Origin of the sequence: Duganella sp. Root198D2 (genome assembly GCF_001428585.1) — a bacterium.
Taxonomy (GTDB): Bacteria; Pseudomonadota; Gammaproteobacteria; order Burkholderiales; family Burkholderiaceae_D; genus Rugamonas.
The window spans coordinates 229,476-243,622 of record NZ_LMIC01000012.1 but is presented as its reverse complement, the minus strand read 5'-3'; the positions used below and the strand labels follow the sequence as shown (position 1 = coordinate 243,622).

The window sequence follows — 14,147 nt, the reverse complement described above, 5'->3', positions numbered from 1 at the left end:
TTTTTCTTAGCAGCCGCAGGCTTCTTTTTGTACCGAGTCCAGCACGGCGCCGCGGGTCGGCAGGCCCAGTTTGGCCAGCAGGGCGCGGTCGTCGTTGGCTTCCGGGTTGTCGGTGGTCAGTAGCTTGTCGCCGTAGAAGATCGAGTTGGCGCCGGCCATGAAGCACATCGCCTGCACGGCTTCGCCCAGTTCGCGGCGGCCAGCGGACAGGCGCACGCGCGCCTTCGGCATGGTGATGCGGGCGATGGCGATGGTGCGCACGAACTCCAGCGGGTCCAGCTTGTCCAGGCCGTGCAGCGGGGTACCTTCCACTTGCACCAGGTGGTTGACCGGTACCGACTCAGGGTACGGATTCAGGTTGGCCAGCTGGGCGATCAGGCCGGCGCGCTGTTCGCGCGTCTCGCCCATGCCCACGATGCCGCCGCAGCAGACCTTCAGGCCGGCGCTGCGCACGTGGCCCAGGGTGTCCAGGCGGTCCTGGTACTGGCGGGTGGAGATCACGTTGTCGTAGAAGTCCGGCGAGGTGTCCAGGTTGTGGTTGTAGTAGTCCAGGCCCGCGTCCTTCAGGCGCTGTGCCTGGTCGGCTTCCAGCATGCCCAGGGTGGCGCAGGTCTCCAGGCCCATGGCCTTCACTTCACGCACCATGGTTTCGACTTTCTCCATGTCGCGCTCTTTCGGGCTGCGCCAGGCAGCGCCCATGCAGAAACGGGTGGCGCCGTTGTCTTTCGCCTGCCTGGCGGCGTCCAGCACGGTGTCCAGGTCCAGGATCTTCTTGGCTTCCACGCCGGTGTCGTAGCGCGCGGCTTGCGGGCAGTAGCCGCAATCCTCTTCGCAGCCGCCGGTCTTGATCGAGAGCAGGGTCGCCAGTTCGACGTCGCCGTCCGGCCAGTTGGCGCGATGGGCTTCCTGTGCGCGGAACATCAAATCGTTGAATGGCAGCTCGTACAGCGCCATGACGTCTTCCAGGGGCCAGGTAGCGGCCTCCGGCAACTTGATGGCGGCGGTTGGACGGTGCAGTTGGACGGCTTTAGGTTCTTGCAGGGACATCTTCTTCCTCTCTTACGTGGTGCGGCGGCCCGGCCAGTTCGGCAGGGACGTGAAGTTCAGGTATTCGGCAGCGGCGGCGGCAGTCGGTTTTGCCAGTCGCGGGATGCGGCCGAGCAGCGGCGCGGGAATGCGCGCTGACAGTGCGGCGATATTTTCGTCCGCGAAGTTCATTTCAAATTCCAGGGTGTTGGCGACCCAGCCCACGAGCTTCAGGCCGCGCGACTCGATCGCTTCCACGGTCAGCAGCGCATGGTTGATGCAGCCCAGGCGCAGGCCCACCACCAGCACCACCGGCAGCGCAAGCTGCTCGGCCAGGTCGGCGGTGTCGAGATCGTCGGTCAGCGGAACGCAGAAACCGCCTACGCCTTCCACCACGATGGCGTCGGTAGCGGCGGCGATTTCAACGTAGGCGGCCAGGATCGGCACCGGGTCGATCTCAATGCCTTCCAGCGCGGCGGCGATATGCGGTGCAGCCGGCTCTTTCAGCATGAATGGGGTGGTCAGCGACTGCGGCAAGTGTACGTTGCTTGCTTCGATCAGCTGGTCGGCGTCGTCGTTGTGCAACTGGCCGTTCCTCATCACCGCGCCGGCGGCGACGGGTTTCATGCCGCAGGCGCGGGCGCCATTTTTCACCAGCGAGTACAGCATCGCGGACGACGTGAGCGTCTTGCCGATTTCGGTGTCGGTGCCCGCCACAAAGCAGGCGAAGCGCGGCGGCAGGCCATCGACGGCCACTGCGGCTTGTGGCTCAGGAGCGATGACAGGGTCTTCAAGCGCCATATCAGGTCCTTTCAAGTTTGTTGATAGCGTCTGCCAGGCGGCGCACGTCGTCGGCCGAGTGGCCGGCGGACAAGGTGATGCGCAGGCGCGCGGTTCCGGCCGGCACGGTCGGCGGCCGGATGCCGCCTACCCAGATGCCCTGCTCGTACAGCGCGGCGGACAGCCGCATGGTTTCATCGTTCTCGCCAATGATGATTGGCTGGATCGCCGTCCTTGACGGCAGCAGCTGCCAGCGCTTCAGGCGCAGGCTGTCCTGCAATTGTGCCACCAGAGACTGCAGGTGGGCGCGGCGCTCGCGGCCTTCTTCGCCGCAGATGATATCCAGGCTCGCTTGCAGTGCGTGCGCCAGCGCCGGCGGAGCGGCGGTGGTGAAGATGTAGGGGCGGGCGCGCTGGATCAGGGTTTCCACCACGGTGCGGTGCGCCGCGACGAAGGCGCCGCCGACACCGGCCGCCTTGCCCAGCGTGCCGACATAGACCAGGTAGGGCGAGCGCATGGCGAAGTGCTCCAATGCGCCGCGGCCGTTCTCGCCCAGCGTGCCGAAGCCGTGGGCGTCGTCCACCACCAGCCAGGCATTGTGCTGCTCGCACAGGGCCAGCAGCGCAGGCAGCTCGGCCAGGTCGCCATCCATGCTGAACACGGAATCGGTGACCACGATCTTGTTGCTGGCGGTGCTGGTGGCCAGCAGTTCACCCAGCGCCGCTACGTCGGCGTGCGGGTAGACGGACAGCCTGGTGCGCGCCAGGCGGGCACCGTCGATCAGCGAGGCGTGGTTCAGTGCTTCGCTGAAGATTTCAGTGTCCTTTTCGCCCACCGAGAGTCCGGTCAGCACGGCAAGGTTGGCCATATAGCCGGTGCAGAAATACAGCGCCTGCGCGTGCACCAGGTGCGGCGACAGGAATTCTGCCAGGCGCTGCTCCAGCAGCGTGTGCGCGCGGCTATGGCCGCTGATCAGGTGGGAGGCGCCGCTGCCGGTGCCGTACAGCTCAACGCCCTGCTGCATCGCTTCAGCCAGGCGCGGATGCGCGGCCAGGCCAAGGTAATCATTGCTGCAGAAGGCCAGAAGTTCGCGGCCATCCACCATCACGCGCGGGCCGCAGGCGGTTTCCACCGAACGCCGTTTGCGGATCAGGTTTTTGTCATCCAGCGCCTGCAACTGCTGGTCGAGTTTTGCGAGAAGTTCCATGATCAGCCCACCCGCGTTTTCTCGAACACCGACAGCGTACGCGCGGCCAGGCCGTCGATTTCCTCGTCGCTGAGGATGTACGGCGGCATCAGGTACACGGTATTGCCGATCGGGCGCAGCAAAAGTTCCTGCCTGGTACCCTCGGTGAAGAAGCGGCGCGAGAAGCCCGGCGTGGCGCCGACTGCATCGAAGGCCCAGATCATGCCCCGGTTGCGGAAGTTCCCGGTGTGCTCGTGCTTGGCCAGCGGCGCCAGGGCCTCGGTCAGTTTGCGCGAGCGCGCCTTGTTCGCTTCCAGCACGTGGTCTTCGGCGAAAATGTCCAGCGTAGCAAGCGCGGCGCGGCAGGCCAGCGGATTGCCGGTGTACGAGTGCGAGTGCAGGAAGCCGCGCGTGACGTCGGCATCATAGAAGGCCTGGTAGATTTCGTCGCGCGACAGCACGATGGACAACGGCAGGTAGCCGCCGCTGATGCCCTTCGACAGGCAAAGGAAGTCCGGCCAGATGCCGGCCTGCTCGCAGGCGAAGAAGGTGCCGGTGCGGCCGCAGCCGACCGCGATTTCGTCCAGGATCAGGTGCACGCCGTGCCGGTCGCACAGCTCGCGCACCAGTTTCAGGTAGAGCGGATCGTGCATCGCCATGCCGGTCGCGCATTGCACCAGCGGCTCGATGATGATGGCCGCGATCTTGCCGGCGCGTTCGGTGAACATGCGCTCGACGTCGGCGGCGGCGCGGCGCGCCACATCGGCCGCCGTTTCCCCTTCGGCAGCCTGGCGCGCATCCGGCGACATCACGGTCTGCGTGGCGCGCAGCAGCGGACCGTAGGCGTCCTTGAACAGCGCCACGTCGGTTACCGCCAGCGCGCCGATGGTCTCGCCGTGGTAGCTGCCTTTCAGGCAAACGAATTCCTGTTTGCCGCCCTGGACCATATTGCGCCAGGAATGGAAGCTCATTTTCAGGGCGATTTCGACCGCCGAGGCGCCATCCGAGGCATAGAAGGCGTGGCCCAGATTGTGCTGGGTCAGCGTCGCCAGGCGTTCGCTGAGCTGGATCACCGGCTCGTGGGTGAAGCCGGCCAGCATCGCATGCTCCAGCATGTCGAGCTGCTCGCGCAATGCCGCGTTGATGCGCGGGTTGGCGTGGCCGAACAGGTTCACCCACCAGGAACTGATCGCATCCAGGTAGCGGTTGCCTTGGTGGTCGTACAGCCACACGCCGCGGCCATGGCTGACGGGAATCAGCGGCACGCTTTCATGGTGCTGCATCTGGGTGCACGGGTGCCAGACAGACTTCAGGCTACGTGCTACCCAATCGCTTTGTTGGTTTGCTTCCAAAAACTGCTCCGTTCAATTCAGCCAGCCCGGCTTGCGCTTCTCCAGGAAGGAAGTCACGCCTTCGCGGCCCTGCTCGGAAGCGCGGATGTGGGCGATGCGTTCGGCCGTATCGGCCAGCAGCGCATCGTTCACCGGCTTGCCGACGATGTCGCGCACCAGCACTTTGGCTTCCTTCACTGCGTTCGGGCTGTTGGTCACCAGCGCCTTCAGCACTTCCGCCATCTTGGCGTCCAGCGCGTCGGCGGCGACCAGTTCGTGCACCATGCCGATGCGGTGTGCTTCGGCGGCGCTGAAACGTTCGGCGGTGAGGAAATAGCGGCGCGAAGCCTGCTCACCCATCGCCTTGATCACATACGGCGAAATGGTCGCGGGGATCAGGCCCAGTTTCACTTCGCTCAGGCAGAAATTCGCGTCCGGCACCGCGACGATGATGTCGCAGGCGGAAACGAGACCCATGCCGCCCGCATAGCAATCGCCATGCACGCGCGCCACGGTCGGTTTCGGGCACAGGTAGATCGTGCGCAGCATTTGCGCCAGCTGCATGGCGTCGGCCTCATTCTCCTCGTGGGTGTAATGGGCCATCTTTTTCATCCAGTTCAGGTCACCGCCGGCGCAGAAGGCCGGACCGTTCCCGGCCAGCACGATGGCGCGCACGTTTTCGTTGCGGCCCAGTTCCGAGAAGGCGCGCGCCAGCTCGTTGATCGAATGCTCGTTGAAGGCATTGCGTACGTCCGGGCGATTCAGGGTGACGGTGGCGATCCTGTCGCTGATGCCGATGGTCAGGGTTACATAGGTCATCGTCATCTCCTTACATGCGGAACACGCCGAACCTGGTGTCCGGGATTGGCGCGTTGAGCGCGGCGGACAGGCCCAGGCCCAGCACCATGCGCGTGTCGGCCGGATCGATCACGCCGTCGTCCCACAGGCGCGCGGAGGCGTAATAAGGGTGGCCCTGCACTTCGTACTGTTCCTTGATCGGCTGCTTGAAGGCCGCTTCCTCCTCGGCGCTCCAGGTGCCGCCCTTGGCTTCGATGCCGTCGCGCTTCACGGTGGCCAGCACGCCTGCCGCCTGCTCGCCGCCCATCACGGAAATGCGCGCATTCGGCCACATCCACAACATGCGCGGCGAGTAGGCGCGGCCGCACATGCCGTAGTTGCCGGCGCCGAAAGAGCCGCCGATGATCACGGTGAACTTGGGCACGGATGCGGTAGCGACCGCAGTCACCATCTTGGCGCCGTTACGGGCGATGCCCTCGTTTTCGTACTTGCGGCCGACCATGAAGCCGGTGATGTTCTGCAGGAAGACCAGCGGGATCTTGCGCTGGCAGCACAGTTCGATGAAGTGGGTGCCTTTCAGCGCCGACTCGGAGAACAGGATGCCGTTGTTGGCGATGATGCCGACTTTCATGCCGTAGATGTGGGCGAAACCGCACACCAGGGTGGCGCCGTAGCGTGCCTTGAATTCATCGAATTCGGAACCGTCGACGATGCGCGCGATCACTTCGCGGATATCGAATGGCTTGCGGGTGTCGACCGGGATCACGCCGTACAGTTCTTCCGGCGCGTACTTCGGCTCCACCGCTTCGCGCAGCACGCCCTGTTGCGGCTTCTGGCGGTTCAGGTTGGAGACGATGCTGCGGGCCATCGACAGCGCGTGCATATCGTCCTGCGCCAGGTGGTCGGCCACGCCCGACAGGCGGGTGTGGACGTCGCCGCCGCCCAGGTCTTCGGCGGAAACCACTTCGCCGGTCGCCGCCTTCACCAGCGGAGGACCGCCGAGGAAGATGGTGCCCTGTTCTTTCACGATGATCGATTCGTCCGACATGGCAGGCACGTAAGCGCCGCCGGCCGTGCAGGAACCCATCACCACCGCGATCTGCGGGATGCCCTTGGACGACATATTGGCCTGGTTGAAGAAGATGCGGCCGAAATGGTCGCGGTCGGGGAATACGTCGTCTTGGTTCGGCAGGTTGGCGCCGCCCGAGTCGACCAGGTAGATGCAGGGCAGGTTGTTCTGCTCGGCGATTTCCTGCGCGCGCAGGTGCTTCTTCACCGTCATCGGGTAATAGGTGCCGCCCTTGACGGTGGCGTCGTTACAGACGATCACGCATTCCTGGCCATTGACGCGGCCGATGCCGGTGATCACGCCCGCAGCAGGCGCGGCGTTGTCGTACATGTCGAAAGCCGCCAGTTGCGAGAACTCGAGGAAGGGCGTGCCGGGGTCGAGCAGCATCTGTACGCGGTCGCGTGGCAGCAGCTTGCCGCGCGCCACGTGCTTGGCGCTGGCCGCCTCGCCGCCGCCTTGCGCCGCCTTCGCGACCTTGGCGCGCAGGTCGTCGACCAGGGCTTGCATGGCGTCGGCGTTGGCTTTGAAGTCCTCGCTGCGCGGATTAAGTTTGCTCTCGATATGCGGCATTGTCTCGTCCTCTTCTTTTATTCTGGAAATTCGCCGTCGACGTAAAACCAGCGCAGGCCACCTTCACCCGGTTCGCGCAGGAAGCGGCTCAGCTCATGCAGGCGCTGGCCGCGGCCATTCACCCGCAGGCGGGCGACGAACTCGACAAAATCCTCGTTCGGCTGGGCTTCTGCTTTACGTTGACGTAAACGTAAAGCAGATTTTACCTCAAGTCCCAACCACTGGAGCTTTTCGTCCTGCTTAATAATTGGCTCGGCGGGACGGGTGCTTTGGTGCCAAGTCGACAACAAATACGACTCGTTCTGGAGTGTATAGGCGGAATAGCGGGAGCGCATCAGCTGCTCAGCCGTTTCCGGCAGGGCTTTCCCTTCAATAAAGGGGCCGCAGCAAGCCTCAAAAGAAGGACCGCCGCATGGGCAGCCGACAGGGGTCTTGGATTTGGACATCCCGCCATTATCCGCCATATCGCACGCTGGCGTGACTTCCCAAGGCCAAGCGGCGACTCCAAGCGCGTCGCAGATCTTTACGCCAGGCGCGGTTGAAACAGGAGGCGACTGGATAATCAGGCACTTAGGGGCAGGTACAGTTGATGCATCTGCAAGCTTGAAGTTTTCGCCAACCCGACCCGGAGCGCAAAAAATGAAAGCTGATGCCTTGCTCAAAACTTGTCTGCTGGCCTGCTTTGTCCTGGCCCGGGATCAAGCACTTGCGGATCCAATCGTATCGACACAGTCGCCCTATACCGTCAACAGTATCCAGTTCAGCTATATGAACTACAGCCAGCCGCCGGCATCGTATTTCAATCGCAGGCCTCCGCCTTTCAGGGGGCTGCCGCCGCCCCTGCCTGTGCCGGATCCGCCTGCCAGCGTGCCTGGCCCGGCATTGCCTTCGACTTACCCGGGGCAAACCGGCACGCCGCCGCTCTTCGAGACGCCGATCCAGTCGCCCGTGCTGGTGGCAGTGCCCGAACCGGGGACTTTCGCATTGCTAAGCCTGGGCCTTGCCCTGCTCATCGGCTGTACGGTAAAGAAAGCCGACAGTGCCAGGTGCTAACATATCGAGATGAACGAAGTCAGTAAAAGCAAGTTCCTGAGCCTGGTCTTGCGTCACAAACCGGAAGAAATCGGGCTCGTACTGGACCAGAATGGGTGGGCGTCGATCGACGAATTGATTGCCCGTGCGAACCTGCGGGGGACCGATTTGAGCCGGTCCCAGATCCAATCCATCGTCAAGAACAGCGACAAGAAGCGTTTTGCGATCAGCGAGGACGGGACGAAGATCCGGGCCAACCAGGGCCATTCCGTCGACATCGCACTGGGATTGGCGCCGCAGGCGCCGCCGGAGCAGTTGTACCACGGCACCGCAACGCGTTTTCTCGACTCGATCCGCGAAAGCGGCCTGCATCCTGCCGCGCGCCAGCACGTCCACTTGTCGACCGACCTGGCAACTGCGGAAAAAGTCGGCAGCCGGCACGGCAAGCCAGTGATACTGAGCGTGGAATCCGGCCAGATGGCCCGCGACGGCCACCTCTTCTACATTTCAGAAAACGGGGTTTGGCTGACCGCAGCCGTTCCTGCGAAATACCTGAATCAGACCTTGTAAGCCAGGCAGTCGAGTTCGAACGGCGGCTCTTTGCCGCGCATCAGGGTGGCCAGCAGGTTGGCGCTGCCGCAGGCAAAGGTGAAGCCCAGCGGGCCGTGGCCGACGTTGAGCCACAGGTTGGGATAAGGCGTGGCGCCGATGATCGGAGCGCTGTTGGGCGTCGCCGGGCGCAGGCCGGCCCAGGCTTCCGCCTTGTCGTAGTCGGCGGCATTCGGCATCGATGCGCGGGCCAGTCGCGACAGGCTGGCAATGCGCCGCCGGTCAATGCGGGTACTTTCGCCCACCATATCGACCATGGCGGCGATGCGCAATTGCTTGCCGATGCGGGCGTACAGCGTCTTGCGCTCAAAGTCGGTCACGCTGATATTGGGCGCCACATGCTCGCTGCGGATCGGCGCCGTCAGGCTGTAGCCCTTCAACGGATACATCGGCAAGTCGAGGTTGGCGGTAGCAGCCAGGTCGCGGCTCTGGATGCCCGCCGCCAGTACGTAATGATCGGCTGAAAGCCAGCCCGCGTCGGTCTCGATCGCAGTCACCTTTCCGTTTTCGACGAAGATGGTGCGTGCCGCCGTGTGCATGCAGCGCTCGAAACGCGGGTGGGCGTAGATGCGCTTTTCCAGCGCCAGGCAGAAGGCATAGCAATCCGCCACCGCTTCGCCGGGATTGAAGATGCCGCCCGCCAGGTTTGGCGCCATCTGCGCCAGGGCCGGCTCGATGCGGGCGGTATCCCGGCCCCACAACACGGCGCGGTTCTCGTCGTTATCCGGCTTGTCCAGCGCCGCCTTGAAGGCTTCTTCGCTACGATAGACCACCAGCTTGCCGGCATTGCGCCAGTTGAATTCCGACAGCGGCAGTTTCAGTTCGAGTATGGACAGTGAGAGGCGGCTCAACTCGCCGAGCTGGAGCAGCTTGGCGGTGGTACGGGCATTGGCCTCGGCATTGCAGTTGGCGACGAATTGCGCCATCCAGCGCCACTGGCGGTAATCGGCTTCGGGACGGAAGCGGAATGGGCCGTCGCGCTCGAACAGCCATTGCATGGCCTTTTTCGGCACTCCCTCATCTGCCAGCGGGGAGACGTAGCGATAGCTTAGCTGGCCGCCATTGCGATAGCTGGCGGCGCTGGCGACCGTCGGAAAGCGTTCGAGCAGGGTCACGCGGAAACCTGCTTCCAGCAGCCACCACGCTGACGCCAGGCCGACCACGCCTCCGCCAATCACCACCACTTGCCTTCCTCCCGCCATCCCGTCTCCGAATCCTGTTGCCCTGTGGAAAATCAAAGCTATTGTAGTTCAGTCCCCGCGACCGAGGATGGCGCGTTGGTAAATAGCCTCAAGGATCCTCTCTTCCGCCCGCGTGTGCGCCGAATGCAGGCCCGGATCGGTATCCGGATCGCTGCCAAAGCCCCCGATCAGGGATACGATGCCTTGTTTCTTCTTTAAGTCTACGGCGAAGGTGGCGACTAAGCCATAAGCTTCGCCCAGGTGGCCGATGGCAGTGAAGCGGCCATCCTGCGGCATGCCGCCCATATTGCCCCGCACGTCGGCGAAGCGCTGGATGCCCAGGCCCCAGCTATGGTAGAGCCCTTTCAGCGTGTTGCCATTGTTGCCGTTGAAGCGCCATTGTTCGCCGAACATCAGGGCCAGCGATGCCGGTTTGAGAATCTGCCTGCCCGCATGGCGGCCATTGTTGATCAGCATGAGCATGATCCTGCCCATATCGCTGGCTGACATGCGCATGCCGCCGGTCGGGCTGAAGGGCGTGGCATTGGTGCCGATGACATATTTATCGAGGCCAGCCGGCTCCTGCGGCGCGGCGACGCCAAAGTCATCCACCTGCGCAATCCACGCGCCCTTGCTGTCCCATATTTCGGTCTCGCGCGTGCGGCGGCGGTACAGCGTCGCGGTATCCGCCACCTCCTGCTGGCTGAATGCGGCAGGGTTATAGCCGCCACGCAGTCCCATCGGTGCCAGCAGCAAACGCTGCATCAGGCGGTCGAAGCGTTCGCCCGTCACGTGCTCCATGGCGGTGCCGATCACAGCCCAGTTCAGGTTGGAGTAGGTGAAGTATTGGCCGGGCTCGCCATCGCGCGCCCACATCCTGCCGTCCGGGACCAGTACCTCGCGCAAAGCCGTGCCGGCACGCCAGAAGTAGCCGGCGTCGTCACGCAGCGTGGAAGTGTGGCTCAGCAAATGCCGCAGCGTGATCGCTTGAGCAGGGTAATTCGGATTGCGCAGCGCAAAGCCAAGGTATTCGCCGACGTCGGTATCGAGCTTGAGCCGGCCTTCTTCGACCAGCTTCATCACGCCGAAGCTGGTCATCATTTTAGAAATGGAAGCAATGCGGAACATGGTCTGCGGCGTCACTGGCGCGGCGGCGGCGCTGCCTGTCGTATCAAGCCGGCGCAGGCCGAACTGTTGTTGATAAGCCACCTTGCCATCGCGCACCGCCAGCACGGACAAGCTCGACAGCGGCCGCTGCGCATCGTTGACGATAGCCGCCAGTGCCCGATCCAGTGCGCCGGCCGAAGCAGGGCCGAGACTGCCCAACAGTACGGCGCCGAACCAGGCGCGCATCGCCTTTCGCATGCATTCTCCTTTTGCGCACAGCATACGGCGCGGCCCTTTCGGCCAGCTAATGAAAACTGATTATCTGCCTATAACCCCGGTGTATCGTGCGTTAAAGCTAAATGAAAAGAGCAGCGTGATTTCTCTTTCGCTATTACACTAGCAGCTATAGGAGAAATGTAATGAGCCTCACCAGCGTTGAATTCAAACCAGATCAACAAGACAATTCGCCGCTGTACATGCAGATTGCCCGCAAGTTGAGCGACGATGTTCGAAACGGACGTTACCAGGTCGACCAGGCGCTTCCTTCCGAACGAACCCTCTCTGAATTGCTGAACGTTTCGCGCGTAACCGCCCGCAAAGCCATCGACCAATTGGTGGACCAGGGCCTGGTGGTGCGCCGCCGCGGCTCGGGCAATTACATCGCGCCGCGCATTGAACAACCGCTGTCGAACCTGACCAGCTTTTCGGAACAGCTCTCGCAGCGCGGCTATAAACCGGGCTCGCGCTGGCTCAAGCGCGCGCTGGTCGCCGCCAGTGCCGACGAACAGTTGAGCCTTGGCCTGTCGCCCAACACGCGCGTGGCGCGCCTTGAACGCTTGCGCCTGGCCGATGATGTGGTGATGGCGTATGAAGTTTCGGTGCTGCCGCAAACCATCGTCCCCAACCCCGAGCTGATCGGCGATTCGCTTTACCAATACCTGGATTCGGTCGGCAAGGGACCGGCGCGCGCGCTGCAGCACATCCGCGCCATGAATGCTTCGGCCGAGTTGGCGCGCCAGCTGGAAGTACCGGAAGGCCAGGCTGTATTGTTCATTACCCGTATCGCCTATCTTGAGTCGGGCCAGGCGATCGAGCTCACGCATTCCTACTGCCGCAGCGATCATTACGACTTCGTGGCGGAAATGCGCCGGGCCGCGTAGGCAGGGCGGCATAACCTGCGGACATGAGCTCCGCAAGTCCTGTCATGGGCGGTCCCGGCAATTTGGCATTACACTCGTTTTATGCTGAAGACCGAAACGCCCAGCTCCCAACATCGCGAGCTGGACCAATATTCCACAGAGAAGCTGGTCGCCGCCTTTGCCGATGACCAGCTGAGTGCGCTGCAAGCCGTGTGCGCCGCTGTCCCCGCTATTGCCCAGGCTGTTGAAGCAGCCGTGCCCCGCGTCGATGCGGGCGGGCGCTTGCTCTACGTCGGCGCCGGGACTTCCGGCCGGCTTGGCGTGCTTGACAGCGTTGAGCTGTACCCTACCTTCTCCTGGCCGCATGACCGCGCGGTCGCCATCCTTGCTGGCGGCATGGACGCCATGTTCAAGGCGGTGGAAGGGGCGGAGGACGACCGTGGGCAGGGCGCGCGCGACCTGCTGGCGCTGAACCCCGGCCCGGACGACGTGGTGCTGGCGCTGGCGGCATCCGGCACCACGCCCTATGTTCTGGGTGCGGTGCAAGCTGCGCGCAGCGCCGGCGCGCTGACCGTCGGCATCGCCAACAACCCCGGTTCGCCGCTGACGCAGGAGGCCGAAATCGGCATCACCCTCGACACCGGCCACGAGATCATTTCCGGCAGCACGCGCCTGAAAGCCGGCACCTCGCAGAAGATCGTGCTGAACACGATTTCCAGCGCGATCATGGTGCGCTTGAACAAGGTTTATGGAAACTTGATGGTAGACTTGAAGCCGACCAATGCGAAGCTGTTTGCACGCACGGTGCGGCTTACCATGCACGCCACCGGTGCCGACGAAGCGACAGCCCGCACAGCGCTGGAACAGTGCGGCTTCCACGTCAAAGTGGCGGTGGTCGCCCTGTTAAAGAAAACCACGGTGCAGCAGGCGGGAGACTTGCTGGACCAGGCCAGGGGCAGCGTGCGCGGCGCACTCACCATTTGATTCGCCCCTGCGCTCGTCCCGGCCGATTAGAAAGGACGTAATGGATCGAGCGCAGCAACGCAGCCCATGGGGCTGGGTCCCGACACTGTATTTCAACCAGGGCATCCCCTACTTTGCGGTCATGGCGCTGACCACCGCAATGTATAAAGACCTTGGCATCTCCAACGCCGACATGGCGTATTACACGGCCTGGCTATACCTGCCATGGGTAATCAAGCCGCTCTGGTCGCCCTTGATCGAGATGTTCGGCACCAAGCGCGCCTGGACCACGATCCTGCAGATGGTGCTGGGCGTATCGCTGGCGTCGGTCGCCTTCACGCTACCGCTATCGAACTTCTTCCAGCTCAGCCTCGGCGTCATGTGGCTGATGGCGTTCAGCTCCGCCACGCACGACATTGCCGCGGACGGCTACTACATGCTCGCCCTGCGGCAAAAACAGCAGGCGGAATTCGTCGGCGTGCGCAGTACCTTCTATCGCGCCGCGACCGTGGCCTGCCAGGGCGGCGTGCTGTTCCTCGCCGGGAACGTCATCAAGCACACCGGTAATCCGCAAATGGCGTGGTCGGTCGCCTTCGCTGTCCTGGGCGCTGTATTTCTGGCGTTGGCGCTCTACCATCTCTTCGCGCTGCCGAAACCTGCCGAAGATGCGCGTGCTGTGCGTTCGTCGGCGCCGATGAAGGAGTTCTTTGCCACCTTCGCAGCCTTCTTCCGCAAGGACGGCATCATTGTCATCCTGCTGTTCCTGCTGCTGTTCCGTCTTGGCGAGTCGCAGCTGCTGAAAATGGTGGTGCCGTTCCTGAAAGACCCGCTGGCGAATGGCGGACTCGGCCTGAGCACCGAAGCGGTGGGCATCGCCTACGGCACCGTGGGTATCATCGGCTTGATTCTTGGCGGCCTGGCGGGCGGTTGGCTGATCGCGCGCTTCGGCCTCAAGCGCTGCTTGTGGCCGTTCGCGATTGCGATCCATATCCCGGACCTGATTTTTGTCTACCTGTCGCAGGCACAGCCGCAAAACTTTGCCTGGATCTCGGCCTGCCTGGCGGTGGAGCAGTTTGGCTACGGCCTGGGATTTACCTCCTTCATGATGTACATGATCATGGTCAGCCAGGGGGAGCACAAGACGGCGCACTATTCGATCTGCACCGGGTTCATGGCGCTTGGGATGATGATTCCGCAGATGGCCAGCGGCAAGCTCCAGGAGCTTCTCGGCTACCAGCATTTCTTCATTTTCGCCTGCACGGCGACTATTCCGGCCTTCATCATGACGGCGCTGATCAAGATAGACCCGGACTTTGGCCGGGAATAGGTAGAATACGGCTCCTGCTGATGTGAGGA

Annotated in this window: 14 protein-coding genes; 5 read left to right on the top strand and 9 right to left on the bottom strand. The window is 63.2% G+C overall.

Annotation, left to right across the window (positions count from 1 at the left end; genetic code table 11):
• Positions 1–6 precede the first annotated feature (6 nt).
• The 7 genes from bioB to ASE26_RS13540 are packed head-to-tail and all read right to left on the bottom strand — an operon-like array spanning position 7 to position 7,206.
• Positions 7–1,047, bottom strand: coding sequence for a biotin synthase BioB (gene bioB, locus ASE26_RS13570; RefSeq protein ID WP_055939170.1), 1,041 nt, complete (start codon positions 1,045–1,047; stop codon positions 7–9).
• Positions 1,048–1,059: 12 nt separating this feature from the next.
• Positions 1,060–1,827 (bottom strand): dethiobiotin synthase, encoded by a 768-nt coding sequence (gene bioD / locus ASE26_RS13565; RefSeq protein WP_055939165.1) that lies wholly within the window; start codon positions 1,825–1,827, stop codon positions 1,060–1,062.
• 1 nt (position 1,828) lies between these two features.
• Entirely contained in the window at positions 1,829–3,013 is a 1,185-nt protein-coding gene (gene bioF, locus ASE26_RS13560; protein ID WP_055939162.1) for an 8-amino-7-oxononanoate synthase, read from the bottom strand.
• A gap of 2 nt (positions 3,014–3,015) precedes the next feature.
• On the bottom strand, positions 3,016–4,344 hold the full coding sequence (gene bioA / locus ASE26_RS13555; protein WP_057246404.1) for an adenosylmethionine--8-amino-7-oxononanoate transaminase: 1,329 nt from the start codon (positions 4,342–4,344) through the stop codon (positions 3,016–3,018).
• Between the two features lie 12 nt (positions 4,345–4,356).
• The gene (locus ASE26_RS13550; protein ID WP_057246403.1) at positions 4,357–5,142 is read right to left on the bottom strand and encodes an enoyl-CoA hydratase/isomerase family protein; all 786 of its coding nucleotides are present in this window, start codon (positions 5,140–5,142) and stop codon (positions 4,357–4,359) included.
• Positions 5,143–5,152: 10 nt separating this feature from the next.
• Positions 5,153–6,760, bottom strand: coding sequence for a carboxyl transferase domain-containing protein (locus ASE26_RS13545; protein ID WP_055939154.1), 1,608 nt, complete (start codon positions 6,758–6,760; stop codon positions 5,153–5,155).
• Between the two features lie 17 nt (positions 6,761–6,777).
• Positions 6,778–7,206, bottom strand: a complete 429-nt coding sequence (locus ASE26_RS13540) for a YchJ family protein (protein ID WP_055939152.1) — start codon at positions 7,204–7,206, stop codon at positions 6,778–6,780.
• Between the two features lie 193 nt (positions 7,207–7,399).
• Here ASE26_RS13540 and ASE26_RS13535 point away from each other — a divergent pair, with 193 nt between their 5' ends.
• A complete protein-coding gene (locus tag ASE26_RS13535) occupies positions 7,400–7,813 on the top strand; it encodes a PEP-CTERM sorting domain-containing protein (protein ID WP_055939149.1) in 414 nt (137 codons plus the stop codon).
• A 9-nt stretch (positions 7,814–7,822) separates the two neighbouring features.
• Positions 7,823–8,362 (top strand): RNA 2'-phosphotransferase, encoded by a 540-nt coding sequence (locus ASE26_RS13530; RefSeq protein WP_055939146.1) that lies wholly within the window; start codon positions 7,823–7,825, stop codon positions 8,360–8,362.
• On the opposite strand, the gene ASE26_RS13525 is transcribed toward ASE26_RS13530, so the two are convergent.
• Complete coding sequence (locus ASE26_RS13525) at positions 8,350–9,603, bottom strand: D-amino acid dehydrogenase (protein WP_055939143.1); 1,254 nt, start codon at positions 9,601–9,603, stop codon at positions 8,350–8,352. The genes ASE26_RS13530 and ASE26_RS13525 overlap by 13 nt on opposite strands.
• A 48-nt stretch (positions 9,604–9,651) precedes the next feature.
• Positions 9,652–10,947: a serine hydrolase gene (locus tag ASE26_RS13520; RefSeq protein ID WP_057246402.1), complete on the bottom strand. Its 1,296-nt coding sequence runs from the start codon at positions 10,945–10,947 to the stop codon at positions 9,652–9,654.
• Between the two features lie 161 nt (positions 10,948–11,108).
• On the opposite strand from ASE26_RS13520, the gene ASE26_RS13515 reads away from it, so the two are divergent.
• From ASE26_RS13515 to ASE26_RS13505, 3 genes are all read left to right on the top strand, one after another.
• Complete coding sequence (locus tag ASE26_RS13515) at positions 11,109–11,849, top strand: GntR family transcriptional regulator (RefSeq protein WP_055939138.1); 741 nt, start codon at positions 11,109–11,111, stop codon at positions 11,847–11,849.
• 81 nt (positions 11,850–11,930) lie between these two features.
• Positions 11,931–12,812 (top strand): N-acetylmuramic acid 6-phosphate etherase, encoded by an 882-nt coding sequence (murQ, locus tag ASE26_RS13510; protein ID WP_057246401.1) that lies wholly within the window; start codon positions 11,931–11,933, stop codon positions 12,810–12,812.
• A 40-nt stretch (positions 12,813–12,852) separates the two neighbouring features.
• Positions 12,853–14,118: an MFS transporter gene (locus ASE26_RS13505; protein WP_057246400.1), complete on the top strand. Its 1,266-nt coding sequence runs from the start codon at positions 12,853–12,855 to the stop codon at positions 14,116–14,118.
• Positions 14,119–14,147: the final 29 nt, after the last annotated feature.

What these genes read in the sequence shown, in the direction of transcription:
- bioB (WP_055939170.1), bottom strand. Translation starts at nt 1,047, where the DNA reads ATGTCCCTGCAAGAACCTAAAGCCGTCCAACTGCACCGTCCAACCGCC.
- bioD (WP_055939165.1), bottom strand. Translation starts at nt 1,827, where the DNA reads ATGGCGCTTGAAGACCCTGTCATCGCTCCTGAGCCACAAGCCGCAGTG.
- bioF (WP_055939162.1), bottom strand. Translation starts at nt 3,013, where the DNA reads ATGGAACTTCTCGCAAAACTCGACCAGCAGTTGCAGGCGCTGGATGAC.
- ASE26_RS13550 (WP_057246403.1), bottom strand. Translation starts at nt 5,142, where the DNA reads ATGACCTATGTAACCCTGACCATCGGCATCAGCGACAGGATCGCCACC.
- ASE26_RS13545 (WP_055939154.1), bottom strand. Translation starts at nt 6,760, where the DNA reads ATGCCGCATATCGAGAGCAAACTTAATCCGCGCAGCGAGGACTTCAAA.
- ASE26_RS13540 (WP_055939152.1), bottom strand. Translation starts at nt 7,206, where the DNA reads ATGTCCAAATCCAAGACCCCTGTCGGCTGCCCATGCGGCGGTCCTTCT.
- ASE26_RS13535 (WP_055939149.1), top strand. Translation starts at nt 7,400, where the DNA reads ATGAAAGCTGATGCCTTGCTCAAAACTTGTCTGCTGGCCTGCTTTGTC.
- ASE26_RS13530 (WP_055939146.1), top strand. Translation starts at nt 7,823, where the DNA reads ATGAACGAAGTCAGTAAAAGCAAGTTCCTGAGCCTGGTCTTGCGTCAC.
- ASE26_RS13525 (WP_055939143.1), bottom strand. Translation starts at nt 9,603, where the DNA reads ATGGCGGGAGGAAGGCAAGTGGTGGTGATTGGCGGAGGCGTGGTCGGC.
- ASE26_RS13520 (WP_057246402.1), bottom strand. Translation starts at nt 10,947, where the DNA reads ATGCGAAAGGCGATGCGCGCCTGGTTCGGCGCCGTACTGTTGGGCAGT.
- ASE26_RS13515 (WP_055939138.1), top strand. Translation starts at nt 11,109, where the DNA reads ATGAGCCTCACCAGCGTTGAATTCAAACCAGATCAACAAGACAATTCG.
- murQ (WP_057246401.1), top strand. Translation starts at nt 11,931, where the DNA reads ATGCTGAAGACCGAAACGCCCAGCTCCCAACATCGCGAGCTGGACCAA.
- ASE26_RS13505 (WP_057246400.1), top strand. Translation starts at nt 12,853, where the DNA reads ATGGATCGAGCGCAGCAACGCAGCCCATGGGGCTGGGTCCCGACACTG.